We start from the raw sequence: 23,434 nt of genomic DNA, 5'->3' as shown, positions 1-23,434 counted from the left end.
ACGACCCCGTCAGCCCTCCAGTGCCCGCAACGCGGAGCGGACGACGACGACGCCTTCGCCGTAGGCGGCGTCGACCGCCTGCTGGATGCTGCCGTCATCCCAGACGACATCGACCCACAGCCAGCCGTTCTGCGCAGCGGAAGCCAGGATGGCATCGCCCATCGAGGTGTGGATGTCCTCCTGCACGTCGAGCAGCTCGTCCTCCGAACTCCCGCCCGGCTCGCCGCCCGTGGGATCCGGAGCCATCATCGGGTCGTAGAGGGCCAGGAGGACGGGCTCCTGCGTGACGGCGATCGCTTCTCCGTCGTAGGTGCCCTGGACGGCGTACGCGCCCCATGTCACGCCCTCGGCCGTCTCGCTCCCGGGGACGCCGTCCCAGCTCCAGCCCGTGAGCGGGACGCCTGAACACTGCGGCGGGTAGGACTCCATCACGCCGCCGAGGCACAGACGCGTTCCGTCCGCGTCCTCGAGCACGGTGCCCTGCCCGACCACCTCGGTCTCGGGCGGCGCCGGCGATGCGGATGCCGGGGACGCCGGATCCGGCTGCGCGGCGGGCCCCGCCGGGCCGACGGGAGTCGCGCATGCGGCGAGGAGGGGGATCAGGACGGCGACCGCAGCCATCGCCCATGCAGCAGATTGTCGAGAATGACGGCTCATGCCCTGCCAGTGTCGAGCAGATCGCGATCGTCTCAGTCATCTCGGAGACATCCTGGTACCATCGACCCATGCGCGTCGGCGGGCTTCTCCTCCTTATCCGCCGCGACGAGACCTCGTTCTAGGGCCACTCTCGTCGCGGAGCTCGTCGTCGGCCCGCACCATCAGGCTCAGAGCCAGCCCGATCGTCCGTCGATCGAGGCCGTCATCGGAAGCGACGAATCATGGAGAACACGCAGAAGCCCTCCGGCATGCCGGTGCACAAGTACCGGCCCTACCACGAACAGATCCGCGTCGATCTGCCCGACCGCACGTGGCCGGCGCGCCGGATCACGGCCGCACCCCGCTGGTGTGCGGTGGACCTGCGCGACGGCAACCAGGCGCTCATCGACCCGATGAGTCCCGAGCGCAAGCGCATCATGTTCGAACTCCTGGTGAAGATGGGCTACAAGGAGATCGAGGTCGGGTTCCCGTCCGCGAGCCAGACCGATTTCGACTTCGTCCGGCAGCTGATCGAAGAGGACCTCATCCCGGATGACGTCACGATCCAGGTGCTGACCCAGGCGCGCGCGCATCTCATCGAGCGCACGTACGAGTCGATCCGCGGAGCCAAGCAGGCCATCGTCCATCTGTACAACTCGACCAGCATCCTCCAGCGCGAGGTGGTGTTCCGCAGCGACCGCCAGGGGATCATCGACATCGCCCTCGAGGGCGCCCGGCTCTGCCGTCGGTTCGAGAAGACCATCCCCGACACGAAGGTGTTCTACGAGTATTCGCCCGAGAGCTACACCGGCACCGAACTGGAGTTCGCAGTCGACGTCTGCAATCAGGTGCTCGAGATCTTCGAGCCGACGCCCGAGCGGAAGGTGATCATCAACCTGCCCGCCACCGTCGAGATGGCGACACCGAACGTCTACGCCGACTCCATCGAGTGGATGTCGCGCCACCTCGCCCACCGCGAGAACGTCATCGTCTCGCTCCACCCGCACAACGACCGCGGAACCGCGGTCGCCGCGGCCGAACTGGGGTACATGGCCGGAGCGGACCGCATCGAAGGATGCCTGTTCGGCAACGGCGAGCGCACCGGCAACGTCGACCTCGTCGCACTCGGGGTGAACCTGCTGACGCAGGGGATCGACCCGCAGATCGACTTCGGCGACATCGACCAGATAAAGCGAACCGTGGAGTACTGTAACCAGCTCCCGGTGCCCGAGCGGAGCCCGTGGGCCGGGGACCTGGTGTTCACCGCCTTCAGCGGGTCGCACCAGGACGCGATCAAGAAGGGGCTCGAGGCGATGGAGGCGCGCGCCGCCGCCGCCGGCGTCTCCGTCGACGAACTCGAATGGGCCGTGCCGTATCTGCCGATCGACCCGAAGGACCTCGGGCGGTCGTACGAGGCGGTGATCCGCGTGAACTCCCAGTCGGGCAAGGGCGGGGTCGCGTACCTGCTGAAGTCCGACCACGCGCTGGATCTGCCCCGACGCCTCCAGATCGAGTTCTCGGGAGTCGTCCAGGCCAAGACCGACGCCGAGGGCGGCGAGGTCACGAGTGATCAGATCTGGTCCATCTTCACCGACGAGTACCTGCCTGCCGGCGAGGCCGATCAGCGATGGGGACGGTTCGAGCTGCTGTCGACCCGCACCCAGAGCGACATGTCGGGCGACGTCGAGCTCGAAGTCACCCTGCGCGACGGCGACGAGCGCTCGGCGGCATCCGGTCACGGCAACGGCCCGGTGGCCGCGTTCCTGGAGGTGCTGCGCGGTCACGGCTTCGACGTCACGGTCTACGACTACGTCGAGCACGCCCTCAGCGCCGGTGGCGATGCGCAGGCCGCGGCGTACGTCGAGCTCCAGGTCGACGGCGAGAGGCTGTGGGGCGTCGGCATCGACGGAGACATCTCGACCGCGTCGCTCAAGGCGATCGTGTCGGGTGTGAACCGGGCGATCCGCACACGCGTGAGAACGGGCGAGCTCGCGAGCGTCTGACCCTCAGTCGCGCGCCGTCGGGATCGCTGCGGTCTCGACGGCGACGCGGCGCCGGTAGAGCGCCCGCTGCTCGGGCAGCGAGATGTCGAAGATGACGGCGAGCAGGCGGAGGATCGCCGTCACCACGACGGCGATCACCGCCGCGATCACGACGTCCATCCCGAGGGCGTTGGCCACCGCCAAGGTGACGCAGCCGGCGGCGGCGGCTACGGCGTAGAGGGATCCGACGTGCATGATCGCCACGGGGAGTCCCATGATGACATCGCGGAGCACCCCGCCGCCGACCGCCGCGCAGACGCCGACGAAGACCGCGGGCACGATCGGAAGCCCGAGCACCAGGGCCTTGCTCGTGCCGAAGGCGCCGAACATGCCGATGACGAGGGCGTCCAGGCCCACGATGACGGCGTTGAGCCGTCGGAAGACCCCCGCCAGGAGCATGCCGACAAGCGATGCGCCGATCGCGGTGAGCAGGTACCAGTTGCTCTGCAGCGTGGCCGGCGCCACCCCCAGCAGCAGGTCGCGGATGAGTCCGCCGCCCATGCCGAACACGAACCCGATGATCGCGACACCGAGCAGGTCCAGCCGGCGCTGCCCGCGGAACCCGGAGGCGAAGATCGCACCTTGGATGCCGCCCAGGGCGACCGCGGTGAGGTCGGCCCACAGGGGGATGACGATCATCGGGGCGTCCACCCCCTCATTATCGGCCCGCACGCGGCCCGCCTGCGCCCGGATGCGCACGGGAGCGCGGATAATCGAGGGGTGCCCACCTACCGCGACGAAGTCGTGGTCCTGCGCACCCACAAGCTGGGCGAGGCCGACAGGATCGTGACACTGCTGAGCCGACGGCACGGCAAGATCCGCGCCGTCGCGAAAGGCGTTCGTCGCACCACATCGCGGTTCGGCGCGCGACTCGAGCCGTTCATGGTGGCCGATGTGCAGCTGTACGAGGGTCGCTCGCTCGACATCGTCCAGCAGGCGGAGTCGCTCGGATCGTACGGCGCCGACATCGCCGTCCACTACGACCGCTACACCTCGGCTCACGCCATGGTCGAGGCGGCGGACCGGCTCAACGAAGCCGAAGCGACGGCGCAGCAGTATCTGCTCCTCGTGGGCGGCCTGCGGGCGCTCGCCCGTGGCGAGCACGCCTCGCGCAGCATCCTCGATTCCTATCTCCTGCGCGCGATGGCGCTGTCCGGGTGGGCTCCGGGTCTGGCCGAGTGCGCCCGCTGCGGAGCACCCGGGCCGCACGAGTCGTTCGTCGCGCAGCTCGGCGGCATGGTCTGCCGGGACTGCGCGCCTACGGGGGCGGCGCGGCTCGATCCCGCCGCTGCCCGCCTGCTGGAGGCGCTCATGGCGGGGGAGTGGGATGCCGTGGACGCGGCCTCGTCGGGGGCGTCGGCTGCGGCATCCGGACTCATCGCGGCCTACGCGCAGTGGCACCTCGAGCGCGGCATCCGCTCCCTCGCCCACATCTCGTCGGAGACCGCCCGATGACGCCCAAGCCGTACACCCATCGCGACGCCGTGCCGTATCGGCCCCTGGACTGGACGGGGGCGACCCCGCCGCGATTCCCGGCCGGCGGGGTGCCGCGGCATGTCGCCATCGTCATGGACGGCAACGGGCGATGGGCCAATCGCCGGGGCCTCACACGGGTCGAGGGACACAAGGCGGGCGAGGAGGTGCTCCTGGACGTCGTCGCCGGCGCGATCCAGGCCGGCGTCACCCACCTCAGCGTGTACGCGTTCTCGACGGAGAACTGGGCCCGATCGCCGGACGAGGTCCGCTTCCTCATGGGCTACAACCGGGACGTGCTGCACCGGCGCCGGGACCAGCTCAACGAGTGGAACGTGCGGGTGAGGTGGTCCGGGCGGAAGCCGCGGCTGTGGGGCTCGGTGATCAGGGAGCTGCAGTTCGCCGAGGAGCTGACCCGCGCCAACACCGGCCTGACTCTCACGATGTGCATCAACTACGGCGGACGTGTGGAGCTGGTGGACGCCATGCGCCGCATCGGCGAGGACGTGGCCGCGGGCAGGCTCAAGCCGTCGGCCATCACCGAGAAGGTGATCCGCCGGAACCTGTATCAGCCCGACATGCCCGACGTCGATCTGTTCATCCGCTCCAGCGGAGAGCAGCGGACCTCGAACTTCCTGCTGTGGGAATCCGCCTATGCGGAGTTCGTCTTCCTGGACACGCTGTGGCCGGACTTCTCACGCGCGGATCTGTGGCGCGCGATAGAGATGTACCTCGACCGGGATCGCCGGTTCGGCGGCGCTGTCGACAAGCCGGGCGCTGCCGCGATGCGCGTCGGCGGCGACTCGGGCCGCGTGGCGGAGACCGGGGAATAGCGACGAGGGCTCCCGCCGTTGGGACGGGTGTGACCGAGAGAATGCGCATCGATGTCTGGAGCGACATCGCCTGCCCCTGGTGCTACATCGGAAAGCGGAACCTGGAACGGGGGATCGCCGAGACCGCGGATGACGAGGATGCCCCTGACGTCGACGTCGTCTACCGCTCCTTCGAACTCTCGCCGGACACGCCCGCGGACTTCGTCGGCGGCGAAGCGGACTACCTCGTCGCCCACAAGGGCGTGACGCATGAGCAGGCGCAGCAGATGCTCGACCGCGTGACGGCGGTGGCCGCCGAGGCGGGGTTGAACTACCGCTTCGACGCGCTCCATCACACCAACACGGCGCGCGCGCATGAGATGCTCCACTTCGCCAAGGCGCACGGCCGCCAGCGCGAGATGGCCGAGCGACTGATGTCCGCCTACTTCACCGAGGGCAGGCACCTGGGGCGCGATGACGAGCTCGTGGCGCTGGCGGAGGAGGTCGGTCTCGATGCGGCCGAGGCGCGCACCGCGCTCGAAAGCGGACGCTTCATCGACGCGGTGCGCGGCGACCAGGCGCAGGCCCAGGCGTACGGGATCACGGGCGTGCCGTTCTTCGTGATCGATGGAAAGTACGGCGTCTCGGGGGCCCAGCCCCCGGCAGCGTTCGCCCAGATCGCGCGCCAGGTGTGGGCGGAGCGACGCGAGGCCGCCTCCGTCGAGTGACGGCGGCGGCGGTCAGGAGGCGAGAGCGCCCTCGATCGCCGCGACGATCCGCGGATCGTCCGGCGTCGTGCCGGGACGGAACCGCTGCACGCTGCCGTCGGGCGCGACCAGGAACTTCTCGAAGTTCCACTGGACACGGCCGGCCTTGCCGTCAGCGTCGCGCGCCTCGCGCAGCGCAGCGAACAGCGGCGCCGCCTTCTTGCCGTTGACCTTGACCTTGGCCATCACGGGGAACGTCACGCCCCAGGTGGTCGAGCAGTACTCGAGGATCTCATCCATAGAGCCGGGCTCCTGGCCCATGAACTGGTTGCACGGAAAGCCGACGACGGTGAAACCGCGGTCGGCGTAGGCGCGCTGGAGCTCTTCGAGCTGCGCGTACTGGGGTGTGAGTCCGCAGCGCGAAGCGACATTGACCACCAGCGTCGTCCGCCCGGCGTACTCGTTCAGCGTCGCGGTGCGGCCGTCGGCCGTCTCGAAGGGGATTTCGCGGACGTCGGTGGCGATGGCGTCGGTCATGCTCCCAGGCTAAAGGGCCGGGGACGGGTCGGGCCCGCTCCGAGCGCGCACACCGGGGAGTCTGTGAGAATGGACGACGTGTCTGCCGTCATCGCCCCTTCGCGTCCTCTGCGCATCGGACCGATCGCGCTCGACGCCCCCGTCGTGCTGGCTCCGATGGCCGGGATCACGAACACGGCCTTCCGCCGACTCTGTCGCGAGTACGGCGCCGGCCTGTATGTGAGCGAGATGATCACGTCCCGCGCGCTCGTCGAACGCAACGCGACCACCATGCGCCTCATCACGCACCACGAGTCCGAGAAGCCGCGGTCCATCCAGCTCTACGGCGTCGACCCCGTCATCGTCGAGTCTGCGGTGCGGCTGCTGGTCGAAGAGGATCGGGCCGATCACATCGACCTCAACTTCGGCTGCCCCGTGCCCAAGGTCACCCGCAAGGGCGGGGGCGCCGCGCTGCCCTGGAAGCTCGAGCTCTTCCGCGACATCGTCACCCGGGCGGCTCGCGCCGCCGGCAACGTGCCGTTGACGGTGAAGATGCGCAAAGGCATCGACTCGGATCACCTGACGTATCTCGATGCCGGGCGCATCGCCGAGGACGCCGGCGTCGCGGCCGTGGCACTGCACGCGCGAACGGCGGCCGAGTTCTACTCGGGCACGGCGGACTGGAGCGCGATCGCGCAGCTGAAGGAGGCCGTCACCGGCATCCCCGTCCTCGGCAACGGCGACATCTGGTCGGCCGAGGACGCCGCGCGGATGATGGCCGAGACCGGGTGCGACGGAGTGGTGGTCGGACGCGGCTGCCTCGGACGCCCGTGGCTGTTCGGAGATCTTGCGCGTGCTCTCGGACAGGGGCCGGCAGCGGGCCCGGTGGATGCGACGCTGGGCTACGTCGCGGCGGCGTTCCGCCGGCATGCCGAGCTCCTCGTCGACTTCTTCGAAGACGAGGGCCGCGGGTGCCGTGACATCCGCAAGCACGTCGCCTGGTACTTCAAGGGATATCCCGTCGGGGGCGACACGCGCGCTCGCCTGGCCACGGTGTCAAGCCTCGCGGAGATCGACGAGCTCCTCGCCACGCTCGATCTGGCCGCGCCGTACCCGGGCGCCGCCGCGGAGGGGCAGCGGGGACGCGCCGGCACACCCAAGCGCCCCGCGCTTCCCGAAGGCTGGCTGGACTCCCGCGACCTCGCCGAGGGGGGCTCCCGTGAGCTCGCCGAAGCAGAACTCGATCACAGCGGTGGCTGAGGCCGTGGCGCCGGGGGGCGGATTCGAGCGTCCGCGCGGCTACGGTGACGAGGACGCCGCCCGCTTCCACGCCGAGCGCCACCGCTCCCAACGCGACGACTTCGCGCGCGATCGGGCTCGTGTCCTGCACTCGGCGGCGCTGCGCCGCCTGGCGGCCAAGACGCAGGTGCTGAGCCCCGCCTCGCCGGCGGACTTCGCCCGCAACCGCCTCACCCACTCGCTGGAGGTCGCGCAGGTGGGTCGGGAGCTGGCGACGTCGCTCCATCTGGCCGCCGACGTCGTCGACACGGCGTGCCTGAGTCACGATCTCGGTCACCCGCCCTTCGGACACAACGGCGAACGGGCGCTGAACGACTGGGCGGAGGACATCGGCGGTTTCGAGGGGAATGCGCAGACCCTCCGGATCGTCTCGCGGCTGGAGCCCAAGGTCTTCGACGACGACGGTCGCAGCGCCGGACTCAACCTCACCCGGGCGAGCCTGGACGCGACGTGCAAGTACCCCTGGACGGCCGCTCATCCGCTCCCGGACCCCGGCGGGCGATTGAAGTTCGGCGTGTATCCCGAGGACGAGCCCGTCTTCCGGTGGATGCGCGAGGGTGCCCCGGGGCGTGTGCGCTGCATCGAGGCGGAGGTGATGGATCTGTCCGATGACATCGCCTACTCGGTGCACGACTTCGAGGACGCCGTCGTCAACGGCTATCTCGACCCGGCCGTGCTCGCCGACACGGCGGAGCACGACGCGCTTCTGGACGCCATCCAGACCTGGGTCGGCTTCGACTTCGCGCGGGACGAACTCGCCGACGCCCTCTACCGGCTGATGCGGATGCCGGAGTGGATCACCGGCTTCGACGGCACGCGGCCGGCCCTCGCCCGCCTGAAGAACCTCACCTCCGACCTCATCGGGCGCTTCGCGCGTGCGGCCACGACCGCCACCAGGGACGCCTACGGCGGGCCCACGCTCACGCGCTATCGCGCGCACGTGGTCGTTCCGCGCGTCGTCGAAGCAGAGATGGCGGTGCTCAAGGGCATCATCGGCGCGGTGGTGGTCTCCATCGACGGGCGCAAAGAGCTCTACCGCGAGCAGCGGCGCGTGCTGAAGCGGCTCGCGACGGCACTGTGGGACGAGCCGGGCGAACTCGACGCCCTCCACACCGAGGACTTCCGCGCGGCGGCCACGGACGACGCCCGTCGGCGCGTGATCGTGGACCAGGTGGCGAGCCTCACCGACCAGCTCGCGATCGCGTGGCACGGGCGACTCGTCGGCGAGGTGGATGCCGCGTCGCTCGGCATCTGGGCGCCAGGCGCCCGCCCGGGTCGCACTCTCGCTCGCAGGGCGGACTGATGGCAGGCCGCATCCGCCAAGCCGACGTCGACGAGGTGAAGGCGCGCACCAACATCGCCGACATTATCGGCGAACGCGTCGCGCTCAAATCTGCCGGAGTCGGCTCGATGAAGGGCCTGTGTCCGTTTCACGACGAGCGGAGCCCCAGCTTCAACGTCCGACCGCAGGCAGGCTTCTACCACTGCTTCGGCTGCGGCGAGTCCGGCGATGTCTACTCGTTCCTGCGGCGCATGGACCACGTGTCCTTCACCGAGGCGGTGGAGCGCCTAGCCGGTCGGATCGGCTTCGCGCTGCACTACGAAGACGGCGCCGCGGCGCCCGAGACCACGGGCCGCGCACGACTGTACGCGGCCAACGCGGCTGCCGCGGAGTACTTCCGCGGACGACTGTCGTCGCCCGAGGCGGACGCGGCACGGCGCTTCCTGGGCGAGCGGGGCTTCGACGCCGGGGCCGCCGCGCACTTCGGCGTCGGCTACGCGCCCAAGGGCTGGTCGTCCCTGCACCAGGCGCTGCGGGCGCAGGGCTTCAGCGACGAGGAGCAAACCACGGCCGGCCTGCTCTCGCAGGGACAGCGCGGTGTCTACGACCGATTCCGCGGCCGACTGGTGTGGCCCATCCGCGACGTCACGGGCCAGGTGATCGGCTTCGGCGCGCGTCGTCTCTACGACGACGACAACGGGCCCAAGTACCTCAACACCCCTGAGACGACGATCTACAAGAAGGCCCAGGTGCTCTACGGGCTCGACCTCGCCAAACGCGACATCTCGCGCGAGCATCGCGTCGTGGTCGTCGAGGGCTACACCGACGTGATGGCGTGCCACCTGGCCGGTGTCACGACGGCCGTCGCCACGTGCGGAACGGCCTTCGGGGCCGACCACATCACGGTGCTCCGCCGCGTGATGGGCGATGACACGACCGCCGGCGAGGTCGTCTTCACGTTCGATCCCGACGCCGCGGGGCAGAAAGCGGCCCTGCGCGCGTTCGCCGACGCCAAGCGCTTCAACGCGCAGACGTACGTAGCCACCGGACCGGAGGGCCTCGACCCGTGCGACCTGCGGCTCGGACGCGGTGACGGTGCGGTCCGCGCGCTCGTCGAGAAGAAGGTCCCCATGGTGGAATTCGTCCTCGATCAGCGCATCTCGGGGTACGACCTCGCCAGCGTCGAGGGCCGGGTCGGCGCGCTGCGCGCCGCCGCACCCGTCGTCGCCGATCTGCGGGACCCTCTGCTGCAGCCGGAGTACGTCCGCGTCCTGGCACGCCGTCTCGGCATGGACACCGAGGACGTGCGTCGCGAGGTCGAACAGGCGGGCCGCGGCGGCCGGCACCAGGATGCGGCCGCGACGGCTGAGCCCGCCCCCGGAGAACCGGCGACGCGGGTCACCATCGCGTCACTGCCGCGCACGGCCGAGATCGCGCTGGAGCGGGACGCGCTCATGGGCTTCCTGCAGTTCGGCCATCGGCTGGACCCCGAATTGGTGTCACGCTCGCTCGCGCAGCCGTTCCGGCATCCTGCGCTGGAGGCCGTTCGCCAGGCCGTGCAGGCGGCCACCGACCGCGACCGGCCCGGATGGGCCGCAGACGCGGTGGGAACCGTGCGTGAGCCCTATCGCTCCCTCGCCGGCCAGCTGCTCGCCGCGGATTTCCCGGCGCTGACCGACGCCGCCGCCGTGGCCTCAGCCACGGATCTGGCCCGACGGATCCTGGTGAGGGGACTCGACCGGGAGAAGTCCGAACTCCTCGGCGCCGTCCAGCGCGTCGCCCCCCAATCCGAAGAGGGGCGGCGGATCCGTCTGCGCCTGCGCGAGGTGGACGTGGAGCGTCAGCGCATCACCACCGACGGCTGAGCACGACGAGCCCGGCTGGCGCCGGGGCCGGGCCCAGGGCAGGATGAGGACATGCCCCGACGACGCGACGCCGAAGTGGCCATCCGGGCCGACGACCTCTCGATAGCCCGCACGCCCCGCCGGGGGCCCGTACAGCGCGTCATCGACGGTGTGACATTCGTCCTTCCCCACGCGTCCGCACTCGCGGTGTTCGGCCCCACCGGATCCGGCAAGTCCACTCTGGCAGCCGTCCTCGCCGGCGCAGCCGAGGACGGTCTCGCCGTCGTGGGCGGGGATGCGACGGTGGAAGGCGTGTCGGTGCGTCACCCCGGGCGTCGTCACCGCTACCTGACCTACGCGACGGGGTATCTGCCCCAGTCCGCCGGCGCTAGACTGCCCGCCAGGCTGACGGTGTCGGAGGTCATCGCCGAACCCATCACGGGGCGCGATCGGCGGGTCAATCAGCGTGCTCTCGCCATTCGCGTGGCCGCACTCCTCGACGAGCTCATGCTGCCGCTGGGCAGCGCGGCCAAGTACCCGTACGAACTGAGCGCGGGAATGCGACAGCGCGTCGCGCTCGCGCGGGCGCTGGTCCTGCAGCCACGGCTGCTCGTGGCCGATGAACCGTTCGCGAATCTCGACATCGAGGTGCGCCGGGCCGCGCGCGAGGCGATCCTGCGACGCCGGTCGGAATCGGCGATGTCGGCGTTCGTCGTCACCAACGACGTCGAGGTCGTGGGTGAGCTCGACGCTGACGTCCTCGTCCTCCGCAAGGGCAACATGGTGGCCTACGGGCACGGCACGAGCGACCTGCTGTGGACCCCCGGGGCCGAGGGCGACCACCGTCTGATCGCGTCGTGACGTACAGACCACCCCTGGAGCTTTGCTAATATGGTGTGGTTGCCCGCGCGAGAGCGCGGACATTCCTCCATAGCTCAATTGGCAGAGCAATCGGCTGTTAACCGATAGGTTCTTGGTTCGAGTCCAAGTGGGGGAGCGAGGCCCCGAGGCTCCACCCTCGGGGCCTTTTTCGTGCATCGACGGCGGGTGGTGTGTCCCCCGAACGACCTACAGACACGTGATCTCGGCGTTCGCCATGCTGATCACGTGAAGCACACCCCCCTCATCCCCTCCCTCGCAGCACTCGCAATCACCGCGCTCGTCCTCGGACCCGCCGCGCCGGCCTGGGCAGCCAAGCCCGGCGGCGGCGGCGGCAAGGGCGGCAGCGGTCAGACCCAGCCCGCTCCGTCTCCCGCTCCCGTCCCGACCGTCTCGGGCACCCTCTTCGCGACCAACACCGACGCGGCCGCACTCGCCGACCACTGGAACCGGTCGCTGCACGACCTCGCCATCGCGGGCGATCAGCTCTATTCGAGCTGGGGCAGCTACGACGACAACATCGGTCCCATCGCGCTGAACTCCCACAGTCTCACCTCCGGAGCCCAGACCCACCACCTGACAGTCAACGGCGAGGAGCTCGACGCGCTCCGCGTGTACGGCGGCAGCGTCTACACCGGCGACGTCGACCCCAAGGTGGGGTGGACCTCGAACGCGGGCTTCGCGGGCAACGCCGGCGGCGCCTGGGCCTACGCGGCGGCGACGCCGTTCATCCACGTCTTCGATGTCGCGGTGGCCGGGAGCGAGATCTTCCTGGCGGGCAGCATCGTCAACCCCGATCCCGCCGTATACGGCAAGGCTCCGTATCTCGCCGCGATCAAGAAGTCCTCGGACGGCGGCAAGACGTGGACGATCGCGAAGACCCGGTCGTCGGCGGTCGGCAGCAACGACTTCGACCGGTACTACTGGCTCGCCGTGATCGGCGGCAAGGTGTACGCGTCGGCGACCGTGGTCGACCAGAACGGCATCCGCAACAAGGTGCTGGACGTCTACTCCCGCGGCTCGTGGTCGACCGTCACCCTGCCGACCAGCGTTGCAGCGGGCATCCACGACGCACACACCGTCGTCGCGTTCGGAACCAAGATCGTAGGCAAGTCGATCAACAACAGCGTGTTCGTGTACGACACCGCGGCCAAGGGCAAGCCGAGCACGCAGTCGGCGACGCTCGGCACCGTCCGCGGCGTGATCAGCGACTTCTATGTCGACGGATCCACGATCTACGCGCTCGTGCGCGCCTCGGGCACCACGACCGATGACACCCTCTACTCGTCCAAGGACGGCGTCTCGTGGGCTCCGGTGATGAACGTCGACATCCCTGTGCCCAACTGGTTCCACACCTGGCACAATGGCGAGATCACCAGCGAGATGCGCGGCGCTGCGAGCAGCGTGGCAGTGAAGGACGGCGTGTTCTACTTCGGCACGAACATGGGGACGCTCTACCGCGCCACGCGCTGAGCCCTCACGTGGACGTCAGGCGTCGATGTCGTCGACTCCTGGCGTCCACGCGTGTCCGGGGCGACCCCAGCCGCGCTTGCGCGCGATCTTCTGAGCGGTCTTCCACTCACCGTCGCCGATCCGGTCGATGTACAGCACACCGTCGAGATGGTCGAACTCGTGCTGCAGGATCCGGGCCCGCCAGCCGTCCACCTCCAGCCGGACGGGGGCGCCTTCGAGGTCGGTCCCGATCACGACGACCTTGTCGGAGCGGCGCAGGGGAAACCGCTCGCCGGGGAAGGACAGACAGCCCTCCGACTCGTCGTCCGGGTCGGGTTCGCCGGGCTCGAACGGACGCATCCACAACTCGGGGTTGACGACCACCCCCCGCCACGGGGCACCGTCGTCGTCGGGATAGGAGTAGGTGAAGATCCGCAGGCCGACTCCCACCTGGGGCGCGGCCAGACCGACGCCGGGCGCGGCATCCATCGTCTCGAACATGTCCTGGACGAGCGTGCGTATGTCATCGGTGATCTCGGCGACAGGCGAAGCGGGGGAATGGAGCACGGGATCGCCCATGATGCGAATCGGAAGAACGGCCACGCCTTGAGCCTATCGAGGGGCTCCGGCCGTTAGGGTTTCTGTCGTGGTGTGGACGGCGAACGAGCTCGAAGAGGTGGGCGACCAGCTCGTCGGCGCCTTCCAGAATCCCGGCATCCTCATCGGGATCCCTCTCGCACTCCTGGGCGCGATCTTCATGTCCTTCGGCGCGCAGTACCAGCATCGCGGGGTCGTCAAGGTCGAGCAGCTCAGCGGCTCCGTCGCGAGTCAGGGGCTGAGCCGCTCGCAGCTGCTGCGATTGCTCTCGCGACCGTCCTGGGTGATCGGCACGGTGATGCTCGCCGTGGCCATCGTGTGCCAGCTCGCGGCCCTCACCTTCGCGCCCCTCATCGTCGTGCAGCCGCTCGGGGCGATCGCCCTGGTCGTCACGACGCTGCTGAACGCCCGCATCAGCGGTCATTCGCCGACGCGTCGATCGCTCATCGCGATCGCGGCATGCGTCGGCGGCATCTTCGTGTTCGTCACCATCGCGGCGGCCTTCGCCACCGAGAAGCCGGTGTCCAACGCGCAGCTGATCACGATCCTGATCCTCCTGGCTGCCGTCGCGATCGTCTTCAGCGGTCTCTGGGCGTGGTTGCGTCGGCGCATGGGCGCGCTCTTCTACATCATGGCTGCGGGTGTCATCTACGGTTTCGTCGCGACGCTGGCCAAGGTCGTCATCAAGCGCATCCAAGCCGGCGACTTCGAGTGGCTGACTCTCCTCTGTCTCGCCGCACTGGTGATCGGGACGGTGCTCGGCGCCTACTTCGTGCAGACGGCGTACTCGTCCGGGCCCCCGGACCTCGTCATCGCGGGGCTCACGGTCATCGACCCCATGGTCGCGATCCTCATCGGCCTGCTCGTGCTGGGCGAGGCCTCGGGAGCGCCGCTTTGGGCGTATATCGCCTTCGGAATCGTCGGCGCGGTGGCGGTGTGGGGCGTGCTGCAGCTGGCCCGCTACCACCCGCAGGTGATCAGCGACAGCCAGGAGATCCCGATCGTGCGAGGCAGCTCCGGCACGGAGGTCGCCCACCCGACGACGGGGTCCATCCGCGTCACCGAGGCGGTCGCGAAGGTATGGCCGGAGCCGCCTGTGCGCGACCCCGAAGTGGACGACCTCGACAAGCGCTGAGGCTGCGGAGTCAGCCCCGCGCGTGCTTTAGGCTCGTGGGGGAGGGGCGGTGGCCAAGCTGGTCAAGGCAGCGGGCTCATAACCCGACGATCGTGGGTTCAAGTCCCACCCGCCCTACGCACGCTCCTGCATGGCCTCGCCGATGTAGGAGTACTTCACGAACACCTCCGGCGCCAGACCCGCCTCGTCGAGGACCCCCTGCACGGCCCCCAGCATGTAGCTCGAGTCCCAGCCCATGTACAGGAACGTCTCCTCGTCGAGGCGGTCCCACTGACCGTTCCACGACTGCTCGGTGTACACCGGTCCGCCGCGGCGGCGGCTGTACGCCTGGACGTGCTCACGGGAGTCCGACCACAGCCGCTTGAAGACGCGGTTGAAGAGGTACCTCACGTCCGGCACTTCCCAGTGCTCACCGCAGTACTCCACGTAGGACCACTCGCGCTGCCACCCGCGCGGCCAGCCACGGCGTCGCACCGCGTCGAGGATCGGGGTGAGCCCATCGTCGTCGATGGGCGCGTCGCCCGGCCGCGGCCAGATCCGGATGAACTCCTCGGTGAGCCGGTCCGAGCGCGTGGCGATGGCCGCCGTACCCCAGGATTCCCGCTCGGCGAGCTCGCGTGTGAGCGCGAGTCCGCTGCGCGCATAATGCCGCCGCTTGGCCGGGAAGCTCTCGTCGAAGGCGCGCTCGGCGAGATCCGCTTCGAGGAGGACGAGGTTCCCGAGGGTCTGCGCGAGGGCGCGATGGCTGTTCTGCTCGTCATCGGAGTAGGCCGACCACGGCCGGTCCCCATCGCCGCTCCACGTGTCGGCGGGCGCGAGGGGAACGATGTGATCGATCTCGACATCCGCGTCGGCGGGGGCCCCCGACAGCCGGTGGAGCACGAAGGACGCGTGCGGCAGCTCGGAGTACTTGAGCGCGACGCGAACCCGGTCGTCGGAGGGAGTGATGCGGGCGACCGCCTGCACGAGGGCGTCGTGCCCGTCCCCGGCGGCCCGGCACAGGCGTGCGGCCAGCCGATCGCTGCGGACCCCGACCACCGCCCGGCGCACCAGCAGAGACTGCACCGTGGCGAGAGTCTCGCGCAGCCGGGCGTGATCCAGCGTGCCGGCCACGTGATCGCGGTACACCCGCATGGTGAGCGGGTACATCCCGCTGCCGAACTCGTTCAGGTGGGCCAGGTCGCGCGACACCTCGTCATCGGTCGCGCTGCTCGGATCGAGCAGCGTCCGGTAGACCTCGGAGAAGTCGCGCCATTGCGTGGCGAGCTCGCGCAGATCCGCCCACTCCAGGCGAGGGAACTCGGCGCGGAACGCGTCGTAGACGCCGCGTCCGCCGTCGTCCGGCGCTTCGCGTCCGGTGCGCATGACCAGGTACTGACGCCAGAACGCGGCGATGGCCTCGCCGGTGTTCCGCTCGATCGGAAGCCAGTACTCCTCCTCGACCTCACGCTGTTCGGCGTGCGAGAGTCCCATCAGCACGTAGTTGTGGATCAGCTCGTGGTCGCGCAACGGCTCGCCGGTCGAGTTCAAGCTCTCGAAGATCTGCTGCGCGTTGGCCCCTGGCCCCAGGGTGATGGCGACGTGCTCGAGCTTCTGCAGTCCACGCCAGATGCGCGGAGCCTCCTCCGACGAGATCTGGCTGCGGAAGAACGCGTAGTTGTCGTCGAAGCGCGACAGTCGGGAGGCGGCGTGGCCGGACGGCGGTGTGAGCACCACCCTCTCGAACACCTCCGCCCACGCAGGGTGAGGCCGGAGCTTCGTTCGAGCGCCGTCGGCGGCGCGGACCAGGACGCGCTCGAGATCCGTCCCGAGATCCGGATGCCGGTCCCGCACGGTGTGGTGGAGCGCTGCGACCAGCAGCATGAGGGTCGTGATGCGCTGCTGCCCGTCGATCAGCACGAGTTCGTCACCGCGCGCCGACACGGATGAGAGCACCGAGCCGATGAAGTGCATGTGGCGATCATCCAGGTCCGCCACGGCCCGGATGTCCGCCAGGAGCTGCTCGCACGCCCCGATGTCCCAGCGATACTGACGCTGGTAGACCGGAACGACGATCGACCATTCGCCGGAGGACAGCCAGCCGATCGTGTTCACCGCGGTCGCGTCGACGTTCGTGGCTGTGATGGCAGTGACCATGCTCGGGATCGCCTCTCGGTGGTTCGCGACGTCCACTGTAACCGACACGCTCGCCTGCCCCGGGATGGCGCGGATCGCGCGGGTAGGCTTGCCTCAGTGGGGCCTGTTAAAACGTGCTGGCCCGCTGACCGAAAGGCATGATCCGCATGGGTTACATCAAGTCCGCCGCTCTCGATGAGACCGGCTTCGTCGTCCTCGACTCCTACGATCGACCGATCGATCCCAAGGAGTGGCTCGACCTGGAGTACGTCGACTGGAAGTCCTCGGGCGACACTCGATTCGCACCGCTGGCCTCTGCCAAGGGCGAGGTCGAGTGCAACGGCTTCTGGAACCATACGCCGCCGCGCACCGACAAGGACGGCGTCTGGATCGACTCGCAGACCGCAATCGCCCCCACTCTCACTGAGCGCGCCATGGAGCCCGGCGCCAATGTCGGGCGCTGCCGCATCATCGAGCTCCAGCCCAACTCCTACGCCGACGCGCTCTACAACCTGCACCAGGACGACAACAACCGGCTCAACCCGGACGGTACCGGCTGGATCGTCCGCGGGTTCTTCAACCTGACCGACGACAAGGACAGCTATTTCGTCCTGCGCGACAACCGCACCGACCCCAGCGTGGAGTACCGCCTGGCGCTGCCCGCGGGCGCGCAGCTGATCGTAGACACGCAGCGGCTCTGGCACGCCGTCCACCACACCGGCGACGCTCCCCGCTACTGCCTCATCACGTCGTGGGAGTCCGGCCCCGAGCTGGACGCCTATATCGAGAAGTACCACGGCCGGCCCACCACCGATTACGTCGAGGTCGACCAGGAGACCCGCGACGCCGGTCAGGCCGAGCAGAACCGCCGGGATGCCGCCCGTGCGGCCTATTACGCGGCGAAGGGCAAGGCCGACCTGCAGGCCATGAGCGAGGCCTGAGCGTCGATCCGCATTTGAGAAGGGGCCCCCGATTCACATCGGGAGCCCCTTCTCGAATGACAGGCTTGTGATTCCGGCCGGGCATCGGGATAATGGCCCCAGACAACCGAACACGCCGGTGATCCGTTTCAGGTCGTAGGGGAAGACGTACCTGAAGGAAACGGAGACATCATGGCGACGACGCAGGCGCGCGGAGTGGTCTTCATCCACTCCGCGCCGAGAGCGCTCTGCCCCCACCTCGAGTGGGCGGTCGGGCGCGCCCTCGGTCGTGCGGTCAACTTCGACTGGTCTGATCAGCCGGTGCTGGCCGGCAGCCGGCGTGCGGAATTCTACTGGGAAGGCGCCGCCGGCACCGGCGCGGCCCTGGCCACCGCCATCCGCGGGTGGGAGCATCTGCGCTTCGAGGTGACCGAGGACCCCACGCCGCGCAGCGACGGCGGCCGGTGGCTGCACACCCCGGGGCTCGGCATCCACTACGCCCAGACCGATGCCGCGGGGAACGTCGTCATCGGGGAGGATCGCATCCGGTACGCCATGGAGGTCTCGGCAGGAGATGCCTTCGAGCTGCAGCGCGAGCTCCAGGTCGCGCTGGGTGCCGCGTGGGATGACGAGCTGGAGCCCTTCCGGCATGCCAGCGACGACGCCCCCGTGGTCTGGCTGCACAAGGTCGGATGAGGAAGAAGTCGGCTGAGGACAGGCCGGCAGGCGAGAGGCGCCAGTACCGACGCTCGGAGGTCGACTTCCCGGGCTGCGGGACCGTGTATCACCGCCTGATGCGAAGAAGCCCCCGGATTCCCGGGGGCTTCTTCGTGCGCCGGACGTCAGACGGCAGTGAAGGCCGCCACGGCGTTGTGGCCGCCGAAGCCGAAGGAGTTGCTGATGGCCAGCTGGTCGCCGGTTCCGAGAGCGACGGGGGAACCGGAGATGCGGAACGGCACGTCGGGGTCCTGCGTCGTGATGTTGATCGTCGGCGGAGCCTGGCGGTCCCGCAGCGCGAGGATCGTGAAGAGCGCCTCGAGCGCACCTGTGCCGCCGAGGAGATGACCGGTCGATGCCTTGGTGGCTGACACCGGGATCTCGTCGATACGGGAGCCGAAGACCGCTTTGAGCGCCTGGTACTCGTTCGGGTCGCCGACGGGTGTGGATGTCGCATGCGCGTTGATGTGCGTGACGTCATCGGGCGAAGCGCCCGCCATCTCCAGCGCCATCCGTACGGCGCGCGCTGCTCCGTGGCCCTCGGGGTCGTTCGCGGTGATGTGGTACGAATCGGCCGTGACCCCGCCACCGACCACGGCGGCGTAGATCTTCGCGCCGCGGGCACGGGCGTGCTCTTCGGTCTCGAGGATGAGGCAGGCCGCGCCCTCGCCCATGACGAAGCCGTCCCGGTCGACGCTGCACGGTCGCGACGCGGTGGACGGGTCGTCGTTGCGCCGCGACAGCGCCTGCATCGAGGCGAAGGATGCCACGGTGATGGGGTGGATGGCGGACTCGGTGCCACCCGCGATGACGACGTCCGCGAGGCCCGCACGCAGGTGCTCGACGGCGTTCACGATCGATTCGGTGCTCGAGGCGCATGCGCTGGCGACGGTTCGCGCGAAGGCGCGTGCGCCGAAGTGGAGCGAGAGGTTGCCTGCTGCGGCGTTGGGCATGAGCATGGGAACCGTCATCGGCATGACGCGGCGCGGACCCTTCTCACGCAGGGTGTCCCACGCATCCAGCAGAGTCCAGACACCGCCGATCCCGGTGGCGAAGTCGACGCCGAGTCGCTCGGACTCGACCTCGGGGGCTCCCGCGTCCTCCCACGCCTCCATCGCTGCGACGAGCGCCAACTGGGATGCCGGGTCCAGACGCTTCGCGGTCGGGCGCGGCAGCACCGACTCCGGTCGCACCTTCGCCTCCGCGGCGAAGGTCACCGGAAGCTGGTACTCCTCGACCCAGTCGTGCTCCAGGCTCCGGGCGCCGGAGGTGCCGGCCAGGAGCTCGGACCAGCTTTCCGGTGCGGTGCCGCCGATGGGCGATGTGGCGCCGATGCCGGTGACGACGATGCGGGGAGTGCTCATGCGTGTGGATTCCTCGGTGCAACGGGTGGTATCCCGGTGGGGGCGGATGCCCCCACCGGTGAAGGTCACGCCTGGTGGGACGTGATGTACGTGACGGCGTCGCCGACGGTCTTGAGGTTCTTCACCTCGTCGTCGGGGATGGTGACGCCGAACTTCTCCTCGGCGTTGACGACGATCGTCATCATCGAGATCGAGTCGATGTCGAGGTCGTCGGTGAACGACTTCTCCATCGCGACCTCGTCGGACGAGATCCCGGTCTCGTCGGTGATGAGCTCGGCGAGTCCGGCGAGGACCTCGTCGTTGGTGAATGCCATGGTTTCTCCTGTTTCTTCGGGGTTCGCGGTCCCGGTCGGGCCGGGAATCAGTCTAGGGTCGACGATGCGCGGCGTCAGGGAAGCACGACGACCTGAGCGCCGAACACCAGCCCGGCCCCGAAGCCGATCTGCAGGGCCAGCCCGCCGCTGAGCTCGGGGTGCTCCTGCAGCAGCCTGTGGGTGGCCAGCGGAATGGACGCCGCCGAGGTGTTTCCGGTGGTCTCGATGTCGCGGCCGATGACGACCGTCGCGGGCAGTCCCAGCTGCTTGGCGAACTCGTCGATGATCCGCATGTTGGCCTGGTGGGGCACGAACGCGGCGAGATCCGCGGCGGTGACTCCCGCCGCTTCGAGGGCCTGCCGGGCGACCTTGACCATCTCCCACACCGCCCACCGGAAAACCGTCGGACCCTCTTGCCGGAGGGTCGGCCAGGGAGCGCGGCCGTCGCGGAACTCCGTCAGGGTGTGGTTCATGCCGACCGCTTCCGCCTTCGACCCGTCGGATCCCCACACGGTCGGTCCGATCCCGGCGCTGTCGCTGGGACCGACGACGGCTGCTCCCGCACCGTCGCCCAAGAGGAACGAGATGCTCCGGTCGGCGGGGTCGACGATGTCGCTGAGCTTCTCCGTGCCGATGACGACGGCATACCGAGCGGACCCGGCGCGGATGAGGGCGTCCGCCTGCGCGATGCCGTACGCGAACCCGGCGCAGGCGGCGTTGAGGTCGTAGGCCGCCGCCGGATTCGCGCCGACGCGGTCGGCGACGATGGCGGCGACCGACGGCGTCTGCTTCGGGTTGCTGATGGTCGCGACGATGACCGCGTCGATGTCGCCTAATGCGACGCCGGACCGCTCGATCGCCTCACGCGCGGCATCCGTGGCCAGGTCGATGGCGTCGGTCTCGGCAATCGCGCGCACGCGCGTCACGATCCCCGTCCGCTGACGAATCCACTCGTCGCTGGAGTCGATGGGCCCGACGAGGTCGTCGTTGGGCACCGCGATCTCACCGCGCGCGGCACCGTAGGCGTAGATGCGGGTGTGGGCGGGGCCGGTCGACTGGACGAGCGTGGGTGTCATGGCGTCTCCGGTCATGCGTCTGGATGGGCGAGGCGGCGGGCCGACGCGAGATCGTCCGGTGTCTTCACCGCGACGGAGGGTACGCCCCGCAGGGCGCGCTTGGCCAGCCCGGTGAGCGTACCCGCCGGCGACAGCTCGATGAGACCGCCCACGCCGGCATCCGAGAATGCTCCCATGCACAGGTCCCAGCGCACGGGAGAGGCCACCTGCTCGACGAGGGCACGGACGAAGTCGCGACCGCTCGGGACGGCGCTGCCGTCGCGGTTGGTCCAGATGGTCGTCCGAGGGTCCGAGGCCTGGACGGACTCGGCAGCCTCGCGCAGACGCTCGACGGCGGGCTCCATGAAGCGCGTGTGGAAGGCGCCTGCCACCGCGAGGGGGATCACCCGGGTCGCGGGGGGAGGAGTCTCGGCGAGGGCGGCGAGGGCGTCGACGCGACCCGCCGCCACCAGCTGTCCGCCGCCGTTGTAGTTCGCCGGAGTGAGGTCGAGCTCGCCCAGGCGGGCGACCACGGCATCCTGGTCACCGCCGATGACCGCGCTCATGCCGGTCGCCTGCGCCGTAGCCGCCTCGGCCATCGCACGACCGCGGATACCGACGAGCCGGAGTGCGTCCTCTTCGGAGAGGATGCCGGCGGCGACGGCCGCGGCGAATTCGCCCACGGAGTGGCCGGCGACCCCCTCGACGGCGTCGCGGGCGTCCAGAGCGTTCCACGACAGCAGACTCGCGGCCACGATCAGCGGCTGGGCGACCTGGGTGTCGCGGATCCGCTCGGCATCCCACTCCGTCCCCGCGGCGATGAGGTCCACGCCCGACCAGTCCGAGTAGGCGGCCAGCCGGTCGCGTGCGCCGTCGACGTCGAGCCAGGGAGTGAGGAAGCCGGGGGACTGGGAGCCCTGACCCGGGAACACGGCGATGATCACTCTCACCATCCTGCCAAGGATGCGGATACACCTTCTGGCGATGTCGTCACAAGAATCCCGCTGGCCTTTGTGCGGAGGCGACAGTGCAGATCGAGATGACCGGGCCAGTTTCAGGCGGGTGCCCGCCGCGCCGCCTGCGGGCGCCGTCGTGCGGCATCCGTGCCGATCGAACCCAGGATCAGCGCCGTCTGCAGGATGAGCGCCTCTCGCGGGCCGGTGGCGTCCCAGCCGATCACCTCGGATACGCGCTTGAGCCGATAGCGCACGGTGTTCGGGTGGACGAACAGCTCGCGTGCCGTGGCCTCGAGGGAGCGGCCGTTGTCGAGGTAGGCCCACAGCGTGGCGACGAGGTCGGAGCTGTGCGCCTGAAGGGGCCGGTAGATCCGCTCGACGAGCGTCTGCTTCGCCAGCGGATCACCCGCGAGGGCTCGCTCGGGAAGCAGATCGTCGGCCTCCACGGGACGGGGGGCGTGCCGCCAGGATCGCGCGACGGCGAAGCCCGCCAGGGCCGCGCGGGCGCTCTGACCGGCTTCGACCAGCGCGGGCACGGCCGGACCCAGGACGAGATGACCGCTGCCGAAACCGGGTTCCAGCTGTTTGGCGATCTCGGTGAAGGGCAGCTCCGCCGAGGCCTCGTCGGCCCGGGGCGGTGTCTCGGCGCGGCCCACGACCAGCACCAGACGCGACCCCTGCACGCCGATCAGCACGTCGGCGGCGAGCTTGCGCGCTGTCCGCCGCAGTTGATCGACGTCGAACTGCGGGGGAGTGGTGCCGACCAGAACGGCCACCTCGCCGTGTCCGTGCCAGCCCAGCGCGGCGATGCGGCTCGGGAGCTCCTCATCGGCCTCGCCGGTCAGGATGGAGTCCACCACGAGGGCCTCCAGCCGCGCATCCCACAGCCCACGAGCCTCCGCCGCACGGGCGTAGACGTCGGCGGCGGCGAAGGCGACCTCGCGCGAGTAGAGCAGGATCGCCTCGCGCAGATGCTCGCCCTTGCCCGTCACGCGTTCCTCGGTGACCTCGACGGTCACCCTGATGAGCTGCAGGGTCTGGGTGAGGCTCACGCTGCGCAGCAGCTCGCGGGGCGCGGCGGCGAAGATGTCCGCAGCGATCCAGGGGGTCGACTCTGGGTCGTCGTACCACTGGATGAACGACGTGATGCCCGCCTGTGCCACCAGACCGACAGCCGATCTGCGCGCCGGAGGCATCTCCGCGTACCACGGGAGGGTGTCCTCCAGGCGCTTGATCGTGACGGTCGCGAGGTCACCCGAGATCCGTCGCAGCCAGGCGAGCGTCTCGGGTTTGTCCATCGGTGCCGTGGCGGCGGGCAT

At 69.5% G+C, this 23,434-nt stretch carries 22 protein-coding genes and 2 tRNA genes; 14 read left to right on the top strand and 10 right to left on the bottom strand.

The window, feature by feature from the left end; all coding sequences use genetic code 11:
• Positions 1-9: 9 nt before the first annotated feature.
• The gene (locus NFR93_RS02475) at positions 10-657 is read right to left on the bottom strand and encodes a hypothetical protein (RefSeq protein ID WP_251449739.1); all 648 of its coding nucleotides are present in this window, start codon (positions 655-657) and stop codon (positions 10-12) included.
• Between the two features lie 221 nt (positions 658-878).
• Here NFR93_RS02475 and leuA point away from each other — a divergent pair, with 221 nt between their 5' ends.
• Positions 879-2,639, top strand: coding sequence for a 2-isopropylmalate synthase (leuA, locus tag NFR93_RS02470; protein WP_251449738.1), 1,761 nt, complete (start codon positions 879-881; stop codon positions 2,637-2,639).
• Between the two features lie 3 nt (positions 2,640-2,642).
• On the opposite strand, the gene NFR93_RS02465 is transcribed toward leuA, so the two are convergent.
• Complete coding sequence (locus NFR93_RS02465; protein WP_502846270.1) at positions 2,643-3,317, bottom strand: trimeric intracellular cation channel family protein; 675 nt, start codon at positions 3,315-3,317, stop codon at positions 2,643-2,645.
• 81 nt (positions 3,318-3,398) lie between these two features.
• Here NFR93_RS02465 and recO point away from each other — a divergent pair, with 81 nt between their 5' ends.
• Genes recO through NFR93_RS02450 form a run of 3 tightly spaced genes read left to right on the top strand, consistent with a single transcriptional unit; the run spans position 3,399 to position 5,691 of the window.
• Positions 3,399-4,133 (top strand): DNA repair protein RecO, encoded by a 735-nt coding sequence (recO, locus tag NFR93_RS02460; RefSeq protein WP_251449736.1) that lies wholly within the window; start codon positions 3,399-3,401, stop codon positions 4,131-4,133.
• A complete protein-coding gene (locus NFR93_RS02455; protein WP_251449735.1) occupies positions 4,130-4,984 on the top strand; it encodes an isoprenyl transferase in 855 nt (284 codons plus the stop codon). The genes recO and NFR93_RS02455 overlap by 4 nt, the downstream gene beginning before the upstream one ends.
• A 29-nt stretch (positions 4,985-5,013) precedes the next feature.
• Positions 5,014-5,691 carry a DsbA family oxidoreductase gene (locus NFR93_RS02450; RefSeq protein ID WP_251449734.1) on the top strand — a complete coding sequence of 226 codons (678 nt, stop codon included), beginning with the start codon at positions 5,014-5,016 and terminating at the stop codon, positions 5,689-5,691.
• A 12-nt stretch (positions 5,692-5,703) separates the two neighbouring features.
• Here the strand turns inward: NFR93_RS02450 and NFR93_RS02445 are convergent, their stop codons facing one another.
• Complete coding sequence (locus NFR93_RS02445) at positions 5,704-6,207, bottom strand: glutathione peroxidase (RefSeq protein WP_251449733.1); 504 nt, start codon at positions 6,205-6,207, stop codon at positions 5,704-5,706.
• Between the two features lie 69 nt (positions 6,208-6,276).
• On the opposite strand from NFR93_RS02445, the gene dusB reads away from it, so the two are divergent.
• The 6 genes from dusB to NFR93_RS02415 all read left to right on the top strand — a co-directional run bounded on the left by dusB (position 6,277) and on the right by NFR93_RS02415 (position 12,963).
• The gene (gene dusB, locus NFR93_RS02440) at positions 6,277-7,446 is read left to right on the top strand and encodes a tRNA dihydrouridine synthase DusB (RefSeq protein ID WP_251449732.1); all 1,170 of its coding nucleotides are present in this window, start codon (positions 6,277-6,279) and stop codon (positions 7,444-7,446) included.
• The gene (locus tag NFR93_RS02435) at positions 7,439-8,788 is read left to right on the top strand and encodes a deoxyguanosinetriphosphate triphosphohydrolase (RefSeq protein WP_502846269.1); all 1,350 of its coding nucleotides are present in this window, start codon (positions 7,439-7,441) and stop codon (positions 8,786-8,788) included. The genes dusB and NFR93_RS02435 overlap by 8 nt, the downstream gene beginning before the upstream one ends.
• The gene (gene dnaG, locus NFR93_RS02430) at positions 8,788-10,632 is read left to right on the top strand and encodes a DNA primase (RefSeq protein WP_251449731.1); all 1,845 of its coding nucleotides are present in this window, start codon (positions 8,788-8,790) and stop codon (positions 10,630-10,632) included. Before NFR93_RS02435 ends, dnaG begins: the two co-directional genes overlap by 1 nt.
• Positions 10,633-10,683: 51 nt before the next feature.
• Positions 10,684-11,472 (top strand): ATP-binding cassette domain-containing protein, encoded by a 789-nt coding sequence (locus NFR93_RS02425; protein ID WP_251449730.1) that lies wholly within the window; start codon positions 10,684-10,686, stop codon positions 11,470-11,472.
• Positions 11,473-11,535: 63 nt separating this feature from the next.
• Positions 11,536-11,608: transfer RNA gene (locus NFR93_RS02420), tRNA-Asn, on the top strand.
• Between the two features lie 110 nt (positions 11,609-11,718).
• The gene (locus tag NFR93_RS02415) at positions 11,719-12,963 is read left to right on the top strand and encodes a hypothetical protein (protein ID WP_251449729.1); all 1,245 of its coding nucleotides are present in this window, start codon (positions 11,719-11,721) and stop codon (positions 12,961-12,963) included.
• Between the two features lie 15 nt (positions 12,964-12,978).
• Here the strand turns inward: NFR93_RS02415 and def are convergent, their stop codons facing one another.
• Positions 12,979-13,545, bottom strand: coding sequence for a peptide deformylase (gene def, locus NFR93_RS02410; RefSeq protein WP_251449728.1), 567 nt, complete (start codon positions 13,543-13,545; stop codon positions 12,979-12,981).
• Positions 13,546-13,588: 43 nt separating this feature from the next.
• Here def and NFR93_RS02405 point away from each other — a divergent pair, with 43 nt between their 5' ends.
• Positions 13,589-14,674 carry a DMT family transporter gene (locus NFR93_RS02405; RefSeq protein WP_251449727.1) on the top strand — a complete coding sequence of 362 codons (1,086 nt, stop codon included), beginning with the start codon at positions 13,589-13,591 and terminating at the stop codon, positions 14,672-14,674.
• A 43-nt stretch (positions 14,675-14,717) separates the two neighbouring features.
• Positions 14,718-14,791 (top strand) — tRNA-Ile (locus tag NFR93_RS02400).
• Here NFR93_RS02400 and NFR93_RS02395 read toward each other — a convergent pair.
• On the bottom strand, positions 14,789-16,810 hold the full coding sequence (locus tag NFR93_RS02395) for a DUF262 domain-containing protein (protein ID WP_251449726.1): 2,022 nt from the start codon (positions 16,808-16,810) through the stop codon (positions 14,789-14,791). The two genes, NFR93_RS02400 and NFR93_RS02395, sit on opposite strands and share 3 nt — an antisense overlap.
• Before the next feature lie 146 nt (positions 16,811-16,956).
• On the opposite strand from NFR93_RS02395, the gene NFR93_RS02390 reads away from it, so the two are divergent.
• On the top strand, positions 16,957-17,730 hold the full coding sequence (locus tag NFR93_RS02390; RefSeq protein ID WP_251449725.1) for a hypothetical protein: 774 nt from the start codon (positions 16,957-16,959) through the stop codon (positions 17,728-17,730).
• A gap of 171 nt (positions 17,731-17,901) precedes the next feature.
• Complete coding sequence (locus tag NFR93_RS02385) at positions 17,902-18,405, top strand: DUF3145 domain-containing protein (protein ID WP_251449724.1); 504 nt, start codon at positions 17,902-17,904, stop codon at positions 18,403-18,405.
• Positions 18,406-18,551: 146 nt separating this feature from the next.
• Here NFR93_RS02385 and NFR93_RS02380 read toward each other — a convergent pair whose 3' ends face one another.
• The 5 genes from NFR93_RS02380 to NFR93_RS02360 all read right to left on the bottom strand — a co-directional run bounded on the left by NFR93_RS02380 (position 18,552) and on the right by NFR93_RS02360 (position 23,434).
• Positions 18,552-19,790: a beta-ketoacyl-[acyl-carrier-protein] synthase family protein gene (locus tag NFR93_RS02380; RefSeq protein ID WP_251449723.1), complete on the bottom strand. Its 1,239-nt coding sequence runs from the start codon at positions 19,788-19,790 to the stop codon at positions 18,552-18,554.
• Positions 19,791-19,855: 65 nt separating this feature from the next.
• Positions 19,856-20,104 (bottom strand): acyl carrier protein, encoded by a 249-nt coding sequence (locus NFR93_RS02375; RefSeq protein WP_251449722.1) that lies wholly within the window; start codon positions 20,102-20,104, stop codon positions 19,856-19,858.
• A gap of 74 nt (positions 20,105-20,178) precedes the next feature.
• Positions 20,179-21,180 (bottom strand): beta-ketoacyl-ACP synthase III, encoded by a 1,002-nt coding sequence (locus tag NFR93_RS02370; RefSeq protein ID WP_251449721.1) that lies wholly within the window; start codon positions 21,178-21,180, stop codon positions 20,179-20,181.
• Between the two features lie 11 nt (positions 21,181-21,191).
• Entirely contained in the window at positions 21,192-22,103 is a 912-nt protein-coding gene (locus NFR93_RS02365; protein WP_251449720.1) for an ACP S-malonyltransferase, read from the bottom strand.
• 110 nt (positions 22,104-22,213) lie between these two features.
• Positions 22,214-23,434 (bottom strand): PucR family transcriptional regulator, encoded by a 1,221-nt coding sequence (locus NFR93_RS02360; RefSeq protein WP_251449719.1) that lies wholly within the window; start codon positions 23,432-23,434, stop codon positions 22,214-22,216.

The organism is Microbacterium sp. Marseille-Q6648 (genome assembly GCF_943181415.1).
Taxonomy (GTDB): domain Bacteria; phylum Actinomycetota; class Actinomycetes; order Actinomycetales; family Microbacteriaceae; genus Microbacterium.
This window is presented reverse-complemented; position numbering and strand designations above follow the sequence as displayed.